General features: G+C 48.1%; 17 protein-coding genes and 1 pseudogene. 12 read left to right on the forward strand and 6 right to left on the reverse strand.

What is annotated here, in order from left to right; all coding sequences use genetic code 11:
* Positions 1 to 9 precede the first annotated feature (9 nt).
* A complete protein-coding gene (locus NX720_RS13805) occupies positions 10 to 393 on the reverse strand; it encodes a hypothetical protein (protein WP_262595387.1) in 384 nt (127 codons plus the stop codon).
* A 122-nt stretch (positions 394 to 515) separates the two neighbouring features.
* On the opposite strand from NX720_RS13805, the pseudogene NX720_RS27155 reads away from it, so the two are divergent.
* Positions 516 to 773 (forward strand): annotated as a pseudogene (locus NX720_RS27155) (C2H2-type zinc finger protein); the annotation flags it as partial.
* A 147-nt stretch (positions 774 to 920) separates the two neighbouring features.
* Positions 921 to 1187, forward strand: a complete 267-nt coding sequence (locus NX720_RS13810) for a hypothetical protein (RefSeq protein WP_262595388.1) — start codon at positions 921 to 923, stop codon at positions 1185 to 1187.
* An 82-nt stretch (positions 1188 to 1269) separates the two neighbouring features.
* Here the strand turns inward: NX720_RS13810 and NX720_RS13815 are convergent, their stop codons facing one another.
* The gene (locus NX720_RS13815) at positions 1270 to 2361 is read right to left on the reverse strand and encodes a malate dehydrogenase (RefSeq protein ID WP_262595389.1); all 1092 of its coding nucleotides are present in this window, start codon (positions 2359 to 2361) and stop codon (positions 1270 to 1272) included.
* 164 nt (positions 2362 to 2525) lie between these two features.
* Here NX720_RS13815 and NX720_RS13820 point away from each other — a divergent pair, with 164 nt between their 5' ends.
* From NX720_RS13820 to NX720_RS13830, 3 genes are read left to right on the forward strand one after another with little or no spacing between them, the layout of a single operon-like run.
* Positions 2526 to 3350, forward strand: a complete 825-nt coding sequence (locus NX720_RS13820; RefSeq protein ID WP_262595390.1) for a 5-oxoprolinase subunit PxpA — start codon at positions 2526 to 2528, stop codon at positions 3348 to 3350.
* Complete coding sequence (gene pxpB, locus NX720_RS13825) at positions 3331 to 4071, forward strand: 5-oxoprolinase subunit PxpB (RefSeq protein WP_262595391.1); 741 nt, start codon at positions 3331 to 3333, stop codon at positions 4069 to 4071. Before NX720_RS13820 ends, pxpB begins: the two co-directional genes overlap by 20 nt.
* Positions 4068 to 4988 carry a 5-oxoprolinase subunit C family protein gene (locus NX720_RS13830; protein ID WP_262595392.1) on the forward strand — a complete coding sequence of 307 codons (921 nt, stop codon included), beginning with the start codon at positions 4068 to 4070 and terminating at the stop codon, positions 4986 to 4988. The genes pxpB and NX720_RS13830 overlap by 4 nt, the downstream gene beginning before the upstream one ends.
* Before the next feature lie 5 nt (positions 4989 to 4993).
* On the opposite strand, the gene NX720_RS13835 is transcribed toward NX720_RS13830, so the two are convergent.
* The 4 genes from NX720_RS13835 to rsmD all read right to left on the reverse strand — a co-directional run bounded on the left by NX720_RS13835 (position 4994) and on the right by rsmD (position 8567).
* Entirely contained in the window at positions 4994 to 5911 is a 918-nt protein-coding gene (locus tag NX720_RS13835) for a hypothetical protein (RefSeq protein ID WP_262595393.1), read from the reverse strand.
* Between the two features lie 100 nt (positions 5912 to 6011).
* Entirely contained in the window at positions 6012 to 6800 is a 789-nt protein-coding gene (locus tag NX720_RS13840) for a hypothetical protein (RefSeq protein ID WP_262595394.1), read from the reverse strand.
* Positions 6801 to 6966: 166 nt separating this feature from the next.
* Positions 6967 to 7857, reverse strand: coding sequence for a hypothetical protein (locus tag NX720_RS13845; RefSeq protein ID WP_262595395.1), 891 nt, complete (start codon positions 7855 to 7857; stop codon positions 6967 to 6969).
* A 119-nt stretch (positions 7858 to 7976) separates the two neighbouring features.
* Entirely contained in the window at positions 7977 to 8567 is a 591-nt protein-coding gene (gene rsmD / locus NX720_RS13850; protein WP_262595396.1) for a 16S rRNA (guanine(966)-N(2))-methyltransferase RsmD, read from the reverse strand.
* A 195-nt stretch (positions 8568 to 8762) separates the two neighbouring features.
* Here rsmD and ftsY point away from each other — a divergent pair, with 195 nt between their 5' ends.
* The 7 genes from ftsY (at position 8763) to NX720_RS13885 (ending at position 17622) form a co-directional block, all read left to right on the forward strand.
* Positions 8763 to 10127, forward strand: a complete 1365-nt coding sequence (gene ftsY / locus NX720_RS13855) for a signal recognition particle-docking protein FtsY (protein WP_262595397.1) — start codon at positions 8763 to 8765, stop codon at positions 10125 to 10127.
* Positions 10128 to 10144: 17 nt separating this feature from the next.
* Entirely contained in the window at positions 10145 to 10813 is a 669-nt protein-coding gene (ftsE, locus tag NX720_RS13860) for a cell division ATP-binding protein FtsE (RefSeq protein ID WP_262595398.1), read from the forward strand.
* A 32-nt stretch (positions 10814 to 10845) separates the two neighbouring features.
* A complete protein-coding gene (gene ftsX / locus NX720_RS13865; protein ID WP_262595399.1) occupies positions 10846 to 11940 on the forward strand; it encodes a permease-like cell division protein FtsX in 1095 nt (364 codons plus the stop codon).
* Positions 11941 to 12428: 488 nt separating this feature from the next.
* The gene (locus NX720_RS13870) at positions 12429 to 13190 is read left to right on the forward strand and encodes an acyl-CoA dehydratase activase (RefSeq protein WP_262595400.1); all 762 of its coding nucleotides are present in this window, start codon (positions 12429 to 12431) and stop codon (positions 13188 to 13190) included.
* A gap of 17 nt (positions 13191 to 13207) precedes the next feature.
* Positions 13208 to 14371: a double-cubane-cluster-containing anaerobic reductase gene (locus tag NX720_RS13875; protein WP_262595401.1), complete on the forward strand. Its 1164-nt coding sequence runs from the start codon at positions 13208 to 13210 to the stop codon at positions 14369 to 14371.
* A gap of 375 nt (positions 14372 to 14746) precedes the next feature.
* Complete coding sequence (gene rpoH / locus NX720_RS13880) at positions 14747 to 15628, forward strand: RNA polymerase sigma factor RpoH (protein ID WP_262595402.1); 882 nt, start codon at positions 14747 to 14749, stop codon at positions 15626 to 15628.
* Between the two features lie 245 nt (positions 15629 to 15873).
* Positions 15874 to 17622, forward strand: coding sequence for a hypothetical protein (locus tag NX720_RS13885; RefSeq protein ID WP_262595403.1), 1749 nt, complete (start codon positions 15874 to 15876; stop codon positions 17620 to 17622).
* Positions 17623 to 17638 lie beyond the last annotated feature (16 nt).

Genomic DNA, 17638 nt, shown 5'->3' on the forward strand with positions numbered 1-17638 from the left:
TATTAATCCTCAATACTGCCAAAAAAAGACTATTCGGTTCACAATTAGATAGCAGATAAGTAGAAAAGTTCCGGTGAGAGGGCATGATGTTGAGTCGGTAGACAACAGATGGTCGAGGCTGGCTGCAGGTGCACATGACGACGGCTGGTTTTCATCCGCTTTTTCAGATGGTTTGTGCAACGGCTCTGCCAGCACATTTTCCCTGTCAACAGCAGGTATTTCGGTTACGCTTGAGGTAGGTTGATAATTATTTTCCAGGACGAGCTCACTCATGGTTTGCTTCCCTCCAATGGTAGAGGGCCAGTGTGTCAGAGATTGAGTTAAAAGCTCAATGACTTTTTCATCATTTAACGTTAAGTAATCAACCCTGTGGAGCGGTATTTTCTGATTCATTGTTTAGGAACCAGAGTCAGAAGTGCTTAATGCTACGCTTGCGAACGGTGATTACCCGTATGCCTTACACCTGTGAAGTATGTCGTACAGAGTCAGATACTTTAGTTGAGCTCAGCGCTCACATGGCCACTCACGCCAACCAGGCGCGTTTCGTCTGCATTGATTGTCATCGTCATTTTCTGACACAGGTAAATCTTGATACACACTGTGAACTTCACTCCCATAAGAAGCAATTTTACTGTACACAGTGCTATCGCTCTTTCGATACTGGACAACATCTTGATAATCACGTCCGAACCCATTCAGCTTTACGGCCACACATTTGTTCGGTTTGTAGCTGGGATTTTGCCCAAAAAAAAGCTCTAAGAACACATATGAGGACTCACGACATGAGTCGTCCTTACCGGTGTGATTTATGCCAACTTGGGTTTACACGGGAACCTGATTACAGTCGACACATGAAACGAAAACACAAGAGCTCGACACAAGTTTCAGTGCAGTCTCAAATAGAGCCTGTAGGTATAGTAATGACTACGTCGCTTCAAACTGTGACGGCCCCTGGCAATTCAACAACCGTCAGTACGATTGTCTCCTCCGAGGGTAGTGCCTACCTGGTGACCAGTTGTACTACTGCGAACACTACAACCATGGTACCTCTACCGACAGGGGGAATGGCAACAGCGACGACGGATAAAAGTGCGCCTTTAGCAGGGCGTGATACCGAAGTGTCAAATGAGGCGACATCACTCTGTGGCCTGCCTGTTATAGATGTAAGCGAAGAGGATTTTCATTAATTGCTGTGCGCCAGCATGAACTTCCAGAAATAGGGCTGGAAGGGGTGAGTCAGCTCCTGATTGGAGCTGACACGGAAAGCTATTAGCAGATACGGTCAGCCTTGTAGTAGGAGGAAGCCGCGTCGACACCATTGTCGAACTGAGTCTGACCGTCGGTAGAGGTCTTCAGGTTCTCGCGGGATTCTGCGGTTTCAGCAGGCAGAAGGTGATCAACAGCGGCTTTTTCTTCCAGCAGCTCCTGCTCAGTCTTCTTCATCATGGACTGGCCGTATTCGTTGACTTCCAGATCTTTAACAACCTGGTAGCTGCCGAATTCGCAGATGCATGGGAAGGAGTAGTAGATGCCCTTGGCGACGCCATAGCTGCCATCGGAGATGATGCCCATGCTGACAATCTTGCCTTCACTGCCCAGAGCCCAGTCGCGCATGTGATCAAGACCTGCCTGGGCAGCGGAAGCCGCCGAAGACAGACCACGCCATTCGATGATTTCAGCACCACGCTTCTGGATGCGGGGAGTGAACTCAGTTTTGTACCAGTCTTCGTCGACCTGATCGATGACAGACTCACCACCCAGAACGGTTGCATTGTGCAGATCCGGGTACATGGTTGGAGAGTGGTTACCCCAAACCACAACACCGTCGATGTCGGAAGGGTTCACGCCCAGCTTGTTGCCAAGAATGCCCTGGGAGCGGTTGTGATCCAGGCGGGTCATGGCACAGAACTGGGATGGGTCCAGGTCAGGAGCGTTACGGGACAGGATCAGGCAGTTGGTGTTAGCCGGGTTACCGATGACCAGGGCTTTAACGTCACGGTTAGCCACTTCGTTAAGAGCCTTGCCCTGTTCGGAGAAGATGGCCGCATTCGCTTCCAGCAGGTCAGCGCGTTCCATACCCTTGGAGCGAGGACGGGCACCCACCAGCATGGCGTAGAGAACGCCTTTAAAACCGTCGAATGGGTTGTCGTGCAGGGTGATGCCGTGAATCAGTGGGAATGAGCAGTCTTCCAGCTCCATGGCTACGCCGCGCAGCTTGTCCATTGCCTGTGGAATTTCAACCAGTTGCAGAATCACTGGCTGGTCAGCTCCCAGCATTTCACCAGCGGCAATCTTGAACAGCAGAGAGTAGCTGATGTTACCGGCTGCGCCAGTCACCGCAATGCGTACAGGTTGTTTCATGAAACCGCTCCTTAGGTTTTATAAATGCCATTAGGTTTTAAATCTTTTAGTCCAGCATCTTACAATTTTGCCGACGCTGCTTTTTTTGATCGGGATCAGCGTAGTGAAGGTTACTTAGACAAATAAGGTGTGTCCACTATTTACTTACGCTGTCGAAATGTCGTGTGAGCGATTACCATGACACGACCGGGGGCGTTTTTGATGATTGCGACCACTTTCAAGTCAGGAATGAGCGTATGAAAATCAACTGCGATATGGGAGAAAGCTTTGGTATCTGGAGCCTGGGCTGCGACGAAGACATTATGCCATATCTGGATATGGCCAATATTGCCTGCGGTATGCATGCGTCGGACCCGTCTGTCATGACCAGGACTGTGAAAATGGCGCAGAAGTACCAGGTAAGCATTGGCGCTCACCCCGGCTATGCTGACCTTCAGGGTTTTGGACGTCGTTTTATTCCCATGAAATCCAGTGATCTTACGGCATTGTTTATTTATCAGGTGGGCGCTTTGCAGGCCATTTGTCAGAGTGAAAATACGACACTGGACTATGTAAAACCTCACGGTGCTTTGTATAACGTCATGATGAAAGACGACGGTGTATTTACTGCGCTGCTCAACGGCATAAAGAACTATAATGACAGACTGCCACTGGTGGTGATGGCGGTGCCTGATTTTGCGAAATATCAGGAGTTAGCGGCTGCATACGGTGTCGAATTATGGTTTGAAGGCTTTGTTGACCGCGCCTACGATGATAATGGCCGGCTGAAGCCCCGCTCGGAACCCGATGCTTTGCACACCTCAATAGAGAGGGTTGAGAAACAGGCACTGCAACTGGTTGAGCAAGGTTCCGTGACGACTGCCAGCGGCCAGATTATTCCGGTCCATGCCGATACCTTGTGTATTCACGGTGATAGCCTGCTTGCCCTGCCAACAGCAAAGCTATTACACGACAGGGCGGTCCAGAGCCATGAAAATATGTCCGGTTAATGAAAACAGTGTCATCATTTATTTTGCAGACGATCTCTCCCCGGAATCAACTCTACGGCCCAGCCCGGAAATGGCTGATAAAGTTGCACGATTTTTGTCGCTTATTAAGCAGGAGATGAGCGCCTGCGTTATTGATGCTGTGCCATCCTATACGTCAATTCTTGTCAGCTTTGATCTGATGACCATTGAATTTCAACCCTTTATACAGCGGCTTCAGCGTATTCTTGATTGCCCTTACGACCATCAGGCTGTAAAGGCTGAGACGCCACTCATCGAACTGCCTGTTTATTACGGCCCTGAAGTGGCTCTGGACGCGAAAGCCATCACGGAGCACACCGGCCTGAGTTTTGAGGAAGTGATTAACATTCATGCCTCAACCGTGTATCGGGTGTATGCCATTGGCTTCGCTCCCGGCTTTGCCTATCTTGGCAACACCGATCAGCGCATTGCCGTTCCCAGAAAAAAAACACCCCGGTTAAAGGTTCCGGCATGCAGTGTTGCGCTGGCCGGACGACAAACCGCCATTTATCCCGGAGAGTCACCCGGAGGTTGGCAAATCATTGGTCGTTCCCCGGTCAGCCCTATTGATTATCAGCGTAAAAACCTGTCTCTATTCGAGGTGGGGGCAAAGGTAAAATTCATCCCGACCAGCAAGAGCGCTTTTGTTGATATGGGTGGCTCTGTTTCTCCAGAAGAGCAATGGGTTCAGGAGGTGCTGTGACACTTCGTATTATAGAGCCGGGGCCGCTAAGCCTGATTCAGGACCTGGGACGCTACGGTCATCAACATATGGGTGTCAGCCCCGGTGGCCCTATGGATGAGCAGGCTTTCTCCTGGGCCAACCATTTGCTCGACAACCCGCTTAACGATCCTCAGATTGAAATAAATCTTGGATCATTCCATTGTGAATTCCTGCGACCCACCACTATAGCCATCACGGGTGCTGAGATGTCTGCGATGCTTAATGGAGTGGCGATTCAACCCTGGCAGAGTTATTCAATCCATACGGGGGATCAACTGTCGTTTAAAGGGGCGCGCATAGGGGTAAGGGCTTATCTTGCGGTCAGGGGGGGTTTGGACATTCCTGAAATACTGGGAAGCTGTGCCACTGTCGTACGTGACCAGCTGGGTGGTTTGCACCGTGACGGTAAGCAATTATCCGCGGGTGATTGTCTGCATTATCCGGCCAGCAAGCCGGTGCTGACCAGGCAGGTGCCGGATGTGTTTATTCCTGAATATGGTCAGGATATTACGCTCGACGTCATACCGGGCTGTCAGTATGAGTGGTTCAGCAGGCAGGAACGTCGACGTTTTTTTAACTCGGTTTATTCTGTCACCGCCCAGACAGACCGAATGGGTTACCGTCTTTCAGGAGCAGCCATTCATTGCCACCAACAAAGCCTGATTTCGGAAGGCATTGCCCTGGGAGCCATTCAGATTCCGGCCGATGGGCAGCCCATTATTCTAATGCGTGATCGGCAAACCCTGGGAGGCTATCCCAAAATAGGCTGTATCACCGCAGGAAGCCTGAGCAAGCTGGCACAATGTCAGCCCGGCGGCACCGTTCGGTTTGTTAAGAAAGACCTGTATGAGGCTGAAGCGGAGTATCGGGTTGAGAAGCAGTTTTTCTGTGCATGAACCTTCTACTCTGATTCATCATTTTTTTGATAGGGGGATATCACATTCAAAAGAGTTAAAGCCTGTAACTCAGGGTCATTCGGATTGTTTTTGAACAGTTTTGTCAATGCTTTTGTAAAGCCTCTGTATTCGTCCGTTAATGACGAACTAACCTTATTTCGAGGTGAGTGGAAGATGCTTATCATGATAATGGCCAGACTTATATTGGCATCAAACCATTGTGAAGCGGCAATCAGTTTTGATAAAGCTTGCGGATGAGGAGAAATGTAAACAAGACTTGTAGCGGGAATGTCGGGAGCGAAATACAAACTTGCAGCGCCAGCTAATGATGAGATAGCAAGTTGGGTCGTCTTCAAAAAAGCGACAAAGGGGAGCAGGTCTTGCCAGTTTAGTTCCTCACTGAATGGGCTGAAGCGGCCAACCAGGGCAATTGCTATACCAGATAACAAAATACTTTTTCTCGCATCAAGCGTGTCTCCTAAAAAAACGTAGAGAAGGATTAATAGATTTTTTATAAATGGATGAAAATTATTATTGTGGATACTCATTATGCGGTGCATGCGAACGCTGTCGCAGGACTTGAATCTGTTTTTTACCAGATTGAGAGCAATATCATAAAGAGCCGCACTGAAAAATAACATTCCGATGACTTTGGCTCCTTCCAGCAAATCCTCCCCCCATGAAATCTGTGGTTGCTGCGCGCCGGAGTTTATGAGTTGTATTTGTTGATCTGAATACTCAATAAAAGCAGGGTATTCGCTTTTGATCTTATTTATTTCTTCCGGATGGTTGTGGGCTGCTTTGTCCAGCAACTCGGACATTAAAGGCAGATGATTTTTTCTATCCTCTTCGGCTCTGATCTGCATTGTAAAAAAATACAGGCAGCCAATAATACCCAAAGTTAAAATTAAACGGCTGTTCATTTTAAGTAACCAAAGCATTTGGAATGCTAATTCTAGCCAAATCGACGTAAGCCACCTTATTTTTGCAACAGCCTCCTTCGCGGGGATGACGGTTCAGGGTTTATTTCGCATTTTTTTCACTTTTTGCGACAGCCTCTTGAGGGGAGGCTTTACTTGAGCGGAGCTGGCTCGAATATACAATAAGAGCTCCTCCGGCACCAAGACCGGAGGTATATGACCAATTGCGCATTGCACCTATGCTTAAGCGGCGACTGGAAGTGATTATAAAGGCAAAAGCACCGATAAACAGAGGGTAAACGAGACTGCCAAGTGTCAGCTTGCTGAGGTGGAAGGACAGGTCATACCAGCTTAGTTTTTCATAATATGTATCGTAACGAGCCACTAATGCAATCACCACACCGAATGGCAATCCCAGCCACCATGTGGAATTAATGCCCGAGAGCAAAGCGATGAGCATGTTTGAACTGCATGCAACTATATAATGATTTCCCGCCACCCAGCTGAAGGGATTCAGGTCTAAATAGGAAAAGTATTGGGAGTCTATGATTGCTGTAGTCAGGTCGCGATTAATACCGTAAAAAACCGCAGCCAAAAGCACCATTCCGGTGATTTTGGCCATTTCCAGCAAATCTTCCCTCACTGAAATTTGAGGTTGCTGTGCGCCGGAGTTTATCAGTTGTATTTGCTCATCAGAGTATTCAATAAGAACGGGGCATTCGGTTTTGATTTTCTGTATTGCTTCCGGTTGGTTGTGGGCAGCTTTGTCCAGTAACTCTGACAATAAAGGTTGATGATTTTCATTATCCTCTTCGGCCTGACCCTGCATAGCAAAAAAACACAGGCAGCTAGCAATAATAAGCCTCAAAGTTAGAATGAAACAGCTATTCATTTCAGGTTACCGGAGTATTTGAAATGCTGATTTTAGCAAAAATGCCTAAGCCGCCTTAACTTGCGACAGTCACCTGCGCGGGATAACGGAGCTCAGGTATTGAACTACGGTTAGGGCAACGGCCAACACGGTGAATAGCATTGAGCATCCTGAGTGAGCACATCTTCTACCCGGGCTCGCAGTTTTTGATGGGGGAGTTGAGTCTGAAAAGAATTAAAGCTTGTATCTCAGGGTCATTCGGCTTGTCTTTGAACAGCTTTGTCAGTGTTTTTGTAAAACCTATGCATTCTGTTCTTAAGGAGGGGAGGGCTTCATTTGAGTACAGGTGATGTGCATACGCCATAATAGCGATTCCAACAAAAACGCCTGATACATATGAAAAGCCATGCATGTTCGCCACAGTAATGAAAGTATCAGAGCTACCAATATAGGTAATAAAACCGTAACTCGCAGAGGCAATAAGACTGCCAAGCATCAGTTTACTGAGGGTGGGCATCAGGTCATGCCAACCTGGTTTTTTATGAGATGGACCAGCACGGGCTACCACTCCCGTCGTTCCACCCATAATCGCTCCTAACCGCCATGTGGCAATAGTACCCCAGAGCAAAGCGTAGAGAATTTTTGACTCTGAACGGTATACAAATGGGTAATGACGTTTCGTATACCTGCCGTGGTGGGTCATGAATAAATCGGAAAAGTATCGGAAGTCTATGTGTGTTGTTATCAGATCGTGAGTAATACCATAAAGAACAGCAGCCAAAGTCCCCATTCCGGTGAATTTCGCCACTTCCAGCAAATCCTCCCCCAGCGAAATTTGAGGTTGTTGTGCGCCGGAGTTTATCAGTTGTATTTGTTGATCAGAGTATTCAATAAAAGCAGGGTATTCATTTTTGATTTTCTGAATTATTTTCGGGTGGTTGCAGGCAGCTTTGTCCAGCAATTCTGACAGTAAAGGCTGATGATTTTCCCCACCTTCATCAGCCCAGCCTGAACTTGTAAAAAAGCACAGGCAGCCGATCGTGACAAGCCTGAAGGTAAAAGCCAAAAATTTATTCATTGTAAGTTAACGAAACTAATGAAAGCCTGATTGTAGACCACCCTATTCAGTTAGCAAAATCGTCGTAAACCCTCGCCCAATGCGGGCGGGGATATAAGAGACGATAACTCAGGACTCGATTAACACCCCATAAGGTTAAAACTCACCTGTCCGGCCTGTTTTGACTTCAATAGCCGCCAGTTTTGAGGAACCGGCATAGGGTCCAGTTCTTTCTCAACTTCGATATAAAGAATGGTCTGCTCATGCAGGTAACCATTGTCCTGAAGCAAACGACAGGTTTCTTCCAGCATCCCCTGGCGAAAGGGGGGGTCGAGAAAAATAACATCAAATGGCTCTGAGCTGGGCTTACTCAGAAACTGCAGGGTGTTGGTCCCGATCACCAGACCATTATCCGCTTTCAGTAAGGCGAGATTGCTCTTCAGGGTTTTGACCGCCGGTGTTGCCATTTCCAGCATAACGGCTTCTTTGGCACCGCGGGACAACGCTTCCAGAGACAGTGCGCCAGTGCCGCTGAAACAGTCGAGAATGCGAGCGCCGGGAAGGTAAGGTGCCAGCCAGTTAAAAACCGTTTCACGCACCCGGTCTGATGTTGGACGTAACCCCGGAAGGTCAGCGACAGGCAGTTTTCTGCCGCGCCAATCACCGGCAATGATGCGAATCTGACCACTTCCACCTCTGGCGGAAGGTTTACCGGATGCTTTTCGGGCCATCGTGCAATCTCTAAACAGTTCAAAGGACGGCGAGTGTAACAAAATCACTGTCCAAAGGAGATAGCCAGGGGGAGACCTCGGGCAGGTAAGGAAAGTTCGTTTCTTGCCAACGCGATTTAAGATAGGATACGCACTTGATTTATACCCACTGTTTTTTCGACAGTGACCTATCCCAACTATTTGATGAAGTAGTCTATGTTCGGTTCTCGCAAAAATGATGAGAAAAAGGCCAGGCGACGTTTTTGGCCCTGGGGAAGAAGGGAGGAGAAAACCCAAACCCCTGAAACCGTGGACAATACCCAGGATAATGTTGAAACAGCAGCAGAGCAGCCGGTTATTGAGCCGGTTGCTGAAGAAAGCCATGTAGAACAACCGGTTGCCCAAGCTGAGCCTGAAGTAGCAGCAGAGCCTGTTACGGAGCAGCCTGAAGCAGCTGAACTGCCTGAAGCGGTCGTTACTGAGCCAGAACAAGAAGAAGTGCCTCAGGAAGCAGAAGCGGTTATTGAAGAGATTCAGCAGGTACAGGAAACTCCTGTAGAGCCAGAGCCAGAGCCAGAGCCAGAGCCAGAGCCAGAGCCAGAAGTGGTTGCCGTGGCTCCACAGCCTGAACCGGAACCAAAGGCAGAAAAGCTCGGCTTCTTTGCCCGGATGAAGAAAGGGCTTAGCAAAACCCGGGCGGCCCTGGTCGAGGGTGTGGCTGAAATCTTCATCGGTAAAAAGGAAATCGACGACGACCTGCTGGAAGAACTGGAAACCCAGTTGCTGATGGCTGACGTTGGTGTGGAAGCCACCACGGAGATCATCAGGCACCTGACCCAGCGTGTCAGTCGTAAAGAACTGAGCGACGCTGACGCTCTGATGGACGCTCTGAAGCAGGAATTGCAGGGTATTCTGGTTCCGGCTGATAAACCTCTGGTTATTGAGAAGCAGAAAACACCGTTCGTTATTCTTGTGGTGGGTGTCAACGGTGTGGGTAAAACTACCACCATTGGTAAAGTGGCACGCAAGCTTCAGGATGAAGGCAAGAGTGTCATGTTGGCAGCGGGTGATACCTTCCGTGCTGCGGCGGTTGAACAGTTGCAGGTATGGGGCGAGCGCAACAGCATTCCAGTGGTGGCGCAGCACACGGGTGCCGACAGCGCTTCGGTGATCTACGATGCTTTTGAAGCCGCCAAAGCCCGTGGTATTGATGTTCTGATCGCTGATACCGCAGGTCGTCTGCATAACAAAGACAACCTGATGGAAGAATTGAAAAAGGTGAGGCGGGTTCTCGGTAAGCTGGATGACAGTGCACCTCATGAAACGCTGCTGGTGCTGGATGCCGGTACCGGGCAGAATGCTTTGAATCAGGCAAAAATCTTCAACGAAGCAGTTGAGCTGACAGGTCTGGCACTGACCAAGCTGGATGGTACGGCAAAAGGCGGTGTTATTTTTGCACTGTCCAAACAGATGCAGCTGCCTATTCGCTTTCTGGGTGTGGGGGAGCGGATTGACGATCTGCGACCGTTCAATGCCAGAGAGTTTGTAGAAGCGCTTTTTGACAGAAAATCTGATACCTAACCAAAGCAGGATGCTGAATGATACGCTTTGACAATGTCTGCAAGCGTTATCCCGGAGGGCATGTGGGGCTGGATAATGTCAGTTTCCACCTGCGACGGGGTGAAATTGCTTTTCTGACAGGACACTCCGGAGCCGGTAAAAGCACCCTGCTCAAACTGATCATGCGCATGGAACAGGCTTCAAGTGGTCAGGTACTGGTGGGTGGACATAATGTTAAAGACCTCAATCGTGGTCAGGTTCCGTATTTTCGGCGGAATATCGGGCTGGTGTTTCAGGATCATCAGCTGCTGTTTGACCGCACTGTTTTCGATAACGTTGCCCTGCCGCTGACCATTGCCGGTATTTCCCGTGGGGAGGCAGCCGGGCGAGTGCGTGCCGCGCTGGATATGGTGGGTCTGCTCAGCAAGGAAAAAATGCTGCCATCCGCTTTGTCCGGCGGGCAACAGCAGCGGGTCGGCCTGGCTCGTGCTGTGGTTAACCGTCCCCCGGTGATTCTGGCCGACGAACCAACAGGTAACCTTGACCCGAACCTGTCCGCAGAGGTGATGAAGCTGTTTGAGAGTTTTAACCAGATAGGTGTCACTGTTCTGATTGCCAGCCATGACCTGGCTCTGGTCGCCCGTATGCGGCACAGGGTGCTGACCCTGGATCAGGGGCATCTGGTGAATGATCAGGAGGTAGCCTGACATTGTTCCCTAAAAAGGTATTTCCTAAAAAGGTGTCCTCTAAAAAGGAGCTTCCCAAAAACAAAACTGTGTTTCCCGGAAAAGGTCGCCGTAAAACGCCTGACAGCCATTTGCAAAAGGATGATAAGACCCGCAAGGCAGGCAGAGCCCCTGAAATAAAGCGGGAGGCTGATACCGGGCGCGGGGCGGCAAAACATGAAACCGGCCGGTTCAGTTTCACTTACCTCAAGGCACTGCACCGGCAGAATGCCGTTGAGTCTTTCCGTCGGTTGCTACAGGCGCCCGTGTCTACACTGTTGAACTGCCTGATGATAGGCGTGGCCTTTGCCTTACCTGCACTAATGTACCTTCTTATTGCTAATTTGCAGGTTCTTGGCAATGGCTGGGAGGGAACCCCCCGCATTTCAGTTTATCTGGATGCCGGGCTGAATCGCTCCCAGATTGCCAATATTCGGGCAGAAGTTGCCAACGATCCGGATGTTGATTCCATTGCCTATATCTCTCCTGATGAGGGTTTGCAGCAGTTTCAGCAGAAAACCGATATGCAGGGGGTCGTCAATGCGCTGGGCTTTAATCCTTTGCCGGGTGTGATTGAAGTGTTGCCGGTTCCCGGCCTGACTTATGAAGAGATGGATACACTGGCAGAGCGTTATCAAAACCTTTCCGGCGTTCTGGAGTCCAAACTCGACCGGGAGTGGGTACAACGGCTGCAATCCATTGTCGACCTGCTGGATCAGTTTGCCCTGTTATTGTCATTACTGCTGGGAATCACCGTTGTTCTGGCGATAGGTAATACGGTACGGCTGGGTATTGAAAGCCGGCGGGATGAGATCAAGGTCATCAAGCTGGTGGGAGGGACTGACGGGTTTGTTATGCTGCCGTTCCTTTATGCCGGTGTGTGGTATGGACTGGGCGGAGCCCTGCTGGCCTACCTGATTGCCTGGGGGGTGTTGCTGGGTCTGATGTCCAATGTGCTGGAACTGGCTGGTCTGTATGGCAGTTCATTTGCCCCTAGTGGGCCGGGCAGTAGTATTCTGCTGACACTGGTACTCAGCGGTATTGTATTGGGTATTGCAGGCGCTGCGGTCAGTTGCCGACGTCATATTCGCAATATTGATATGTCCTAAGGGGCGCAGCATTCAATAACTTACCGGGCTGTTGGCTTTTGGCTATTAGCTGCTCATACAGCCAACCGCCAATCGCCAACCGCCAACCGCCAAAAGCCAAAAGCCAACAGCGGTATATTATGTTCTGCTGCTTCCCTAAAGTTATTCTTTTCCTCTGCTACTTCCCTGATCTGACATTCTCTCCCGCTTGATTTTGGTGGGGGGGGAGACTGTCGAATGTTAATATATGAACTTTTTTTGATATAAGTTAATGTAAGGCCTTCCAGTGGTTGTTAAAGTTTTCGTTGTCGCGACCATTGATACTCGCAGTTAAGGAATCCCTCGTATCGTTGAACCTTTCGCTCCGGATTAATGTATCTGGTGCGTTTACACGACTCCTCCGACCTTTTAAAGACTGGCTGTCTGCACCGGGCTGAGTTTGAAACATCTGATTCTTGCCTATCAATTCAATGGTTTGTGTTGCGCTTCATTAAACCGGAAAATTCGTTATGCATGCCATCGGCATCGATATTGGTTCTACTGCTGCCAAGGTGGCTGTTATGGCCGAGCAGACACTGACTGATCATTTTGTAATACCCACTGGCTGGAGCAGCGCAGAAACTGCCGGTGCCATACTCAGCAAACTGGCCAGTAGTGGTATCAATGAAAACAACTCTAAAATTATCGCCACTGGCTATGGTCGGGTGGCTGTCCCCTATGCCCATAAAACTATCACGGAAATAACCTGTCATGGCAGGGGGGCCACCTTTTTTACTGACCAGAACTGTACGGTTGTGGATATCGGCGGTCAGGATACCAAAGTCATTTCCATGGAAAATGGTCGGGTTGTCAATTTCACCATGAATGATAAATGCTCCGCAGGAACTGGCAAATTTATAGAAGTAATGGCCAATACCCTAGGCGTTAGCATCGACAACCTGACTGAGCTGGCTGCCTCTGGCTCTGGAATCAACATCACGTCAATGTGTACGGTGTTTGCCGAATCGGAAGTCACCAGCCTGATAGGCCGTGGTGAAAAAAAAGAGAATATTGCCTATGGCATTGTTGATTCAGTGGTCAACAAGGTTAAGTCCCTTTGTATCAAGCATGGAAGGGATCATCACTACCTGCTGACCGGTGGCTTAAGTAGCAATCAATATATTCTTCGCAGCCTTGAAAACAGCCTGCAGGCAAAAGTCATTTCCAGCTCTCTGGGGCGCTATGCCGGCGCTATTGGCGCCGCGATGCTGGCACAGGAGCGCATTCGTTAAACAACAGGTTGAATATCATGAGTTCTACATTAATCCCTACCCTGCCTGATCAGTTCGAAGAGTTTGCAGAAGCTCGTCGTAACGGCTTTCTTTCAGTCAAGGCGTTTAAAGACCGAGGCGAAAAAGTGGTGGGTACCTTCTGTACTTTTACGCCTAAAGAGTTGATCTATGCAGCGGGAGCCCACCCTGTATCCCTTTGCTCGGTCAGTGAGGAAACGATTCCAGATGCTGAAAAGCACCTGCCAAGAAACCTCTGCCCCCTGATCAAGGCCAGCTATGGTTTTGCCCTGACCGACAAATGCCCGTACATGTACTTTGCCGATATGATCGTGGGTGAAACGACCTGTGACGGCAAAAAGAAAATGTATGAACTATTGGGTGAAATCAAAGATACCCATGTTATGCAGCTGCCACAAACTCAGGAAAAAGAACATGCTGTGACCTTGTGGCAAGATGAAATGCACAGACTGACAGAAAAGCTGGAAGATAAGTTTGAGGTGACGATTACCAGAGAAAAACTTAACCAGGCCATTAAAACCTGCAATAAAGACCGTCGATTGCTGAAGGCCTTTCATCAATTAGGCAAACTCAAACCTTCTGTTATTTCCGGTATGGATCTGTTTAATGTGCTGAACGGTGCCAGCTATACCTTTGACCGTGAAGCCATGCGGCAAAATGTTCAGGACATGATTGATAGCCTTACTGCAAAATATCAGGCAGGCGAAACCGAATTCTCAGCGAATGCCCCCCGCATACTGATTACCGGCTGCCCAATTGGAGGCGTCGCCAGCAAGGTCATTCAGGCCATTGAGGATGCTGGTGCCGTCGTCGTTGCTTTGGAAAACTGCCAGGGCTACAAGGAACTTCACCAGGAAGTACAGGAAGATATTGATCCAATAGAGGCTATCTCCAGAAAATATCTGGATATACCTTGTTCAGTAATGACTCCCAATAAAGGCCGTGAGCAGTTGCTACAGGAAATGGTGGAGGAGTACCAGGTAGACGGTGTGATTGATATTGTGCTTCAGGCCTGCCACACCTACAACATTGAAAGCTACAATATTCGTAAAATTATCACAGGTGATAAAAGCACTCCGTTCATGACGCTGGAGACCAACTATTCTGAGTCCGATACCGGACAGATAAGAACCCGCATGGAAGCTTTTGTCGAAATGCTGTAGTCCCACCTCCCCTTCAATTGGAACACCGGGCAGATTGTCTGGTGTTTCATCAGAACCTTTCCGGAATTCCTGAGTCCAAGCTTGACAGAGAGTGGGTGCAGCGGCTGTAATCCTCCAGGCCTGCTGACACTGGTCGTCAGCGGCATTGTATTGGGTATTGCGGGCGCTGCGGTCAGTCGCCGACATCATATTTGTAATATTGATAGGTCGTAAAGTTGCTTCTGAACACTGTAAATGGCGCAGGAATCCTGTAAAGTGGCTGGCTTCAAAAAAGGTAAATTTTGATATAATGAGAAGTGCTATCTTCCAGCTACGCCCGTTAAACGGTCAGAATGTTTATATGAGTGCCTGTATTGCACTCCAGTGGAGTTAATTATGGGAACCAGTCTTCAACCAGTTGATATGTTAGTGCCAGGACGCAATATCGAAGCGTACATACAGGGCGTTAGCAGCATTGCTGTGTTGTCTGCTGAAGAAGAGCGATCCCTGGCTGATCGCCTTTACTATAAAAATGATCTTGAAGCTGCCCGCCAGTTGGTCATGTCGCATCTGCGTTTTGTCGTTCACATTGCCAAAAGCTATACCGGTTATGGCCTGCCTATTTCTGACCTGGTTCAGGAAGGCAACGTTGGCCTGATGAAGGCGGTCAAACGTTTTAATCCTGAAGTGGGTGTACGTCTGGTGTCCTTTGCTGTGCATTGGATAAAAGCGGAAATCCATGAATTCATTCTGAAAAACTGGCGAATTGTTAAGGTCGCCACCACCAAAGCTCAGCGCAAACTGTTCTTTAACCTGCGCAGCTCCAAGAAACGTCTGGCCTGGTTTACCAGCGACGAAGTAAAATCCGTTGCCAGTGACCTGGGTGTTGAACCTAATGTCGTGCGGGAAATGGAAGGTCGTATGGCGGGGCAGGACACGGCCTTTGACGGTTATGCCGCTGACGATGATGACCAGAGTTATCAGGCTCCGGTTCACTACCTGGAAGACAAGAGCCACGATCCGGCGACCCTACTGGAAGACAACGACTGGGCGCAATCATCCGTTAACATGTTGCGTAACGCACTGGCACAGCTTGACGAGCGCAGTCAGGACATTTTGCAGCAACGCTGGCTTAGTGAAGAAAAAGCCACACTGCATGAGCTCGCGGATAAATACGGTGTTTCTGCCGAGCGTATTCGCCAGCTTGAGAAGAATGCCATGAAGAAGGTTAAGACTGCTATTTCAGCCGATGGGTGTGGCTCTCCTGCTACAACGTAACCTCATTGACCGACAATACAACTCACCATGATTCCTTTAATCACTGAGTGAATCCATCACGCTGGTCGCCGCCACTTTTTTTGTCCCATACCCGGTCGACCAGAGTGATTTTTCCATGATACTTCGTTTCAAGGGAGCCACACCTTATCAATTCCATGTAATCAGCTACTCACTGCATGTTTATTGTCTATATTGCATACCCTGACTAATAAGTAAGTGAATTACATAATATAGAAGGATTGGGCATGACTAATATTCATCAGTTAGGTTTATCATTATCAATTATTGGGATTTGTTGTCAGGCTGCCACTGCAACAGGATCATTTATGAATACCCCAATAGATATTAAGATATTGCCCTTTCATTCGAGCAAAAAAACTCAGCTGGATGAAGTATTAGAGTTAAAACTGAATCGTTTCATTTATCATTCAGGAGAACCCGTCCTGTCCTACCCAATACGAGAAGGAGCTACTGCAGCTAACTATTCCGGAAATCTTTTTTTTACCGGTGATGAAGATGGGGGTGGGGATGGATCACAAAGTTTAATCGCTCAAATGTCACTGAGCATGATGAATAGCATGGTTGCTAACCCAGTAGGTGCCGACCTTGATGAAGAAACACAAAATGCTATAAGGTTTTCTGCAACTGCTCCTTTACACATAGATCCCCTAAGTTACCCAAACCTCTATAGACTTGTAGAGCTCGGTGGAAGACCCGCCCAAATATCAGGCCAATTAAGTCCGGAATTGATGTTGGATATGGATAAGTTAATAGAAAAGACTTTGAAAAAAGAAGGAACGACCATCGAGAAATTGGAAATAAGCCACAAACTCCTGCGCTGGCTTCGATGGCTCAGAGCATCCAATATCATACATACGCTAAACAGGATATATCTGAAGAGAGCTGAGACAGAACAAGCTGATACAGAACAGCCCGAACCTGAAGATCTTAATTTCACGATGTTGATGATAACGTATTCAGACTTGGATAGCATGATCCGATTTTATAGAACCCTGACCAATATAAACATGGGAGATATTGCTTTTTCAGACGTAGTTAGAAATTTTTTATCACAAATGTTAGGAGTAGGCATGCCCTCTGAAGAGAGTGGTATTATCCCTACCATGGAACAACCTGTGACGATTCTGGTAACAGCTATTGTATACCAGAGCTCTTTAATTCAAAATTTGATTATAAAACGACACATCAATTTTGATCTGAGTGCATTTCAATCAAACAGAATACTTTATGAAAAAAATTATCAATACCTGATACCCAGCCTTGCAAAGGCTATTTCTAACTTATTAATTACTGACGAGAAAGATGGAACCAGGGAAGTTCCAAAAAGTCAAAGGTGTGCATTAGCTATAATACATATCCTGTTGAATGAATCCTCCCTTATGTCGCAGTTATTTTATGGTCAACCCAATCCTGAAACCGGGGGTTCTGTACGTGTCACGACAATCAGTCCAAATCTGCTTTCGATACTGAACGAATTTGCAGAGCATTCGCCACAAGCTGCCGCACAGTCCACAGCAGTCATCATTGCCATGTTAAATATGCCTTATTTGACAGGCATACTTAATCGAATAGAAACCAGTAGTCCCCAAAATCTTCATAGAGTGTTTATCTGGATATCTGAGCGATACACAACCATTGTCAACAACACCCAGGATGAACAGAGTCAACTTATACTTGAAGCGGCCATTGAATCAATTGCCCGCCCATCTGAGGTGTCAGCCAATAATACCGGCTCAATAAACGACCTGGTTAGTGAGTGGGTGAGCACCATTCAAACTGAGACATTGCCGGACGCTGATGGCTTTGAAGTCGCTGAGTTAGATGAGCACTCTGTTAGAGTCGTTACTGCCGATGTGGTTTCAGCATTGATTAGGTTAAATCCATCCATCTCTCAATTTTCGAATAAAAATACCTCAGACATCAAGAAAGAGATGAAACGCTTATGGGAGGAAGGAGGGAAGGAAAGAAAATAATACGTGAAGACCGAAT

It is taken from the genome of Endozoicomonas euniceicola, from assembly GCF_025562755.1.
GTDB classification, from domain to species: domain Bacteria; phylum Pseudomonadota; class Gammaproteobacteria; order Pseudomonadales; family Endozoicomonadaceae; genus Endozoicomonas_A; species Endozoicomonas_A euniceicola.

Coding starts and splice junctions, on each gene's coding strand:
- NX720_RS13870 (WP_262595400.1), top strand. CDS start 12,429: ATGCATGCCATCGGCATCGATATTGGTTCTACTGCTGCCAAGGTGGCT.
- NX720_RS13875 (WP_262595401.1), top strand. CDS start 13,208: ATGAGTTCTACATTAATCCCTACCCTGCCTGATCAGTTCGAAGAGTTT.
- pxpB (WP_262595391.1), top strand. CDS start 3,331: ATGAAAATATGTCCGGTTAATGAAAACAGTGTCATCATTTATTTTGCA.
- ftsE (WP_262595398.1), top strand. CDS start 10,145: ATGATACGCTTTGACAATGTCTGCAAGCGTTATCCCGGAGGGCATGTG.
- NX720_RS13805 (WP_262595387.1), bottom strand. CDS start 393: ATGAATCAGAAAATACCGCTCCACAGGGTTGATTACTTAACGTTAAAT.
- rpoH (WP_262595402.1), top strand. CDS start 14,747: ATGGGAACCAGTCTTCAACCAGTTGATATGTTAGTGCCAGGACGCAAT.
- rsmD (WP_262595396.1), bottom strand. CDS start 8,567: ATGGCCCGAAAAGCATCCGGTAAACCTTCCGCCAGAGGTGGAAGTGGT.
- NX720_RS13810 (WP_262595388.1), top strand. CDS start 921: ATGACTACGTCGCTTCAAACTGTGACGGCCCCTGGCAATTCAACAACC.
- NX720_RS13840 (WP_262595394.1), bottom strand. CDS start 6,800: ATGAATAGCTGTTTCATTCTAACTTTGAGGCTTATTATTGCTAGCTGC.
- NX720_RS13815 (WP_262595389.1), bottom strand. CDS start 2,361: ATGAAACAACCTGTACGCATTGCGGTGACTGGCGCAGCCGGTAACATC.
- ftsY (WP_262595397.1), top strand. CDS start 8,763: ATGTTCGGTTCTCGCAAAAATGATGAGAAAAAGGCCAGGCGACGTTTT.
- NX720_RS13835 (WP_262595393.1), bottom strand. CDS start 5,911: ATGAACAGCCGTTTAATTTTAACTTTGGGTATTATTGGCTGCCTGTAT.
- NX720_RS13845 (WP_262595395.1), bottom strand. CDS start 7,857: ATGAATAAATTTTTGGCTTTTACCTTCAGGCTTGTCACGATCGGCTGC.
- NX720_RS13885 (WP_262595403.1), top strand. CDS start 15,874: ATGACTAATATTCATCAGTTAGGTTTATCATTATCAATTATTGGGATT.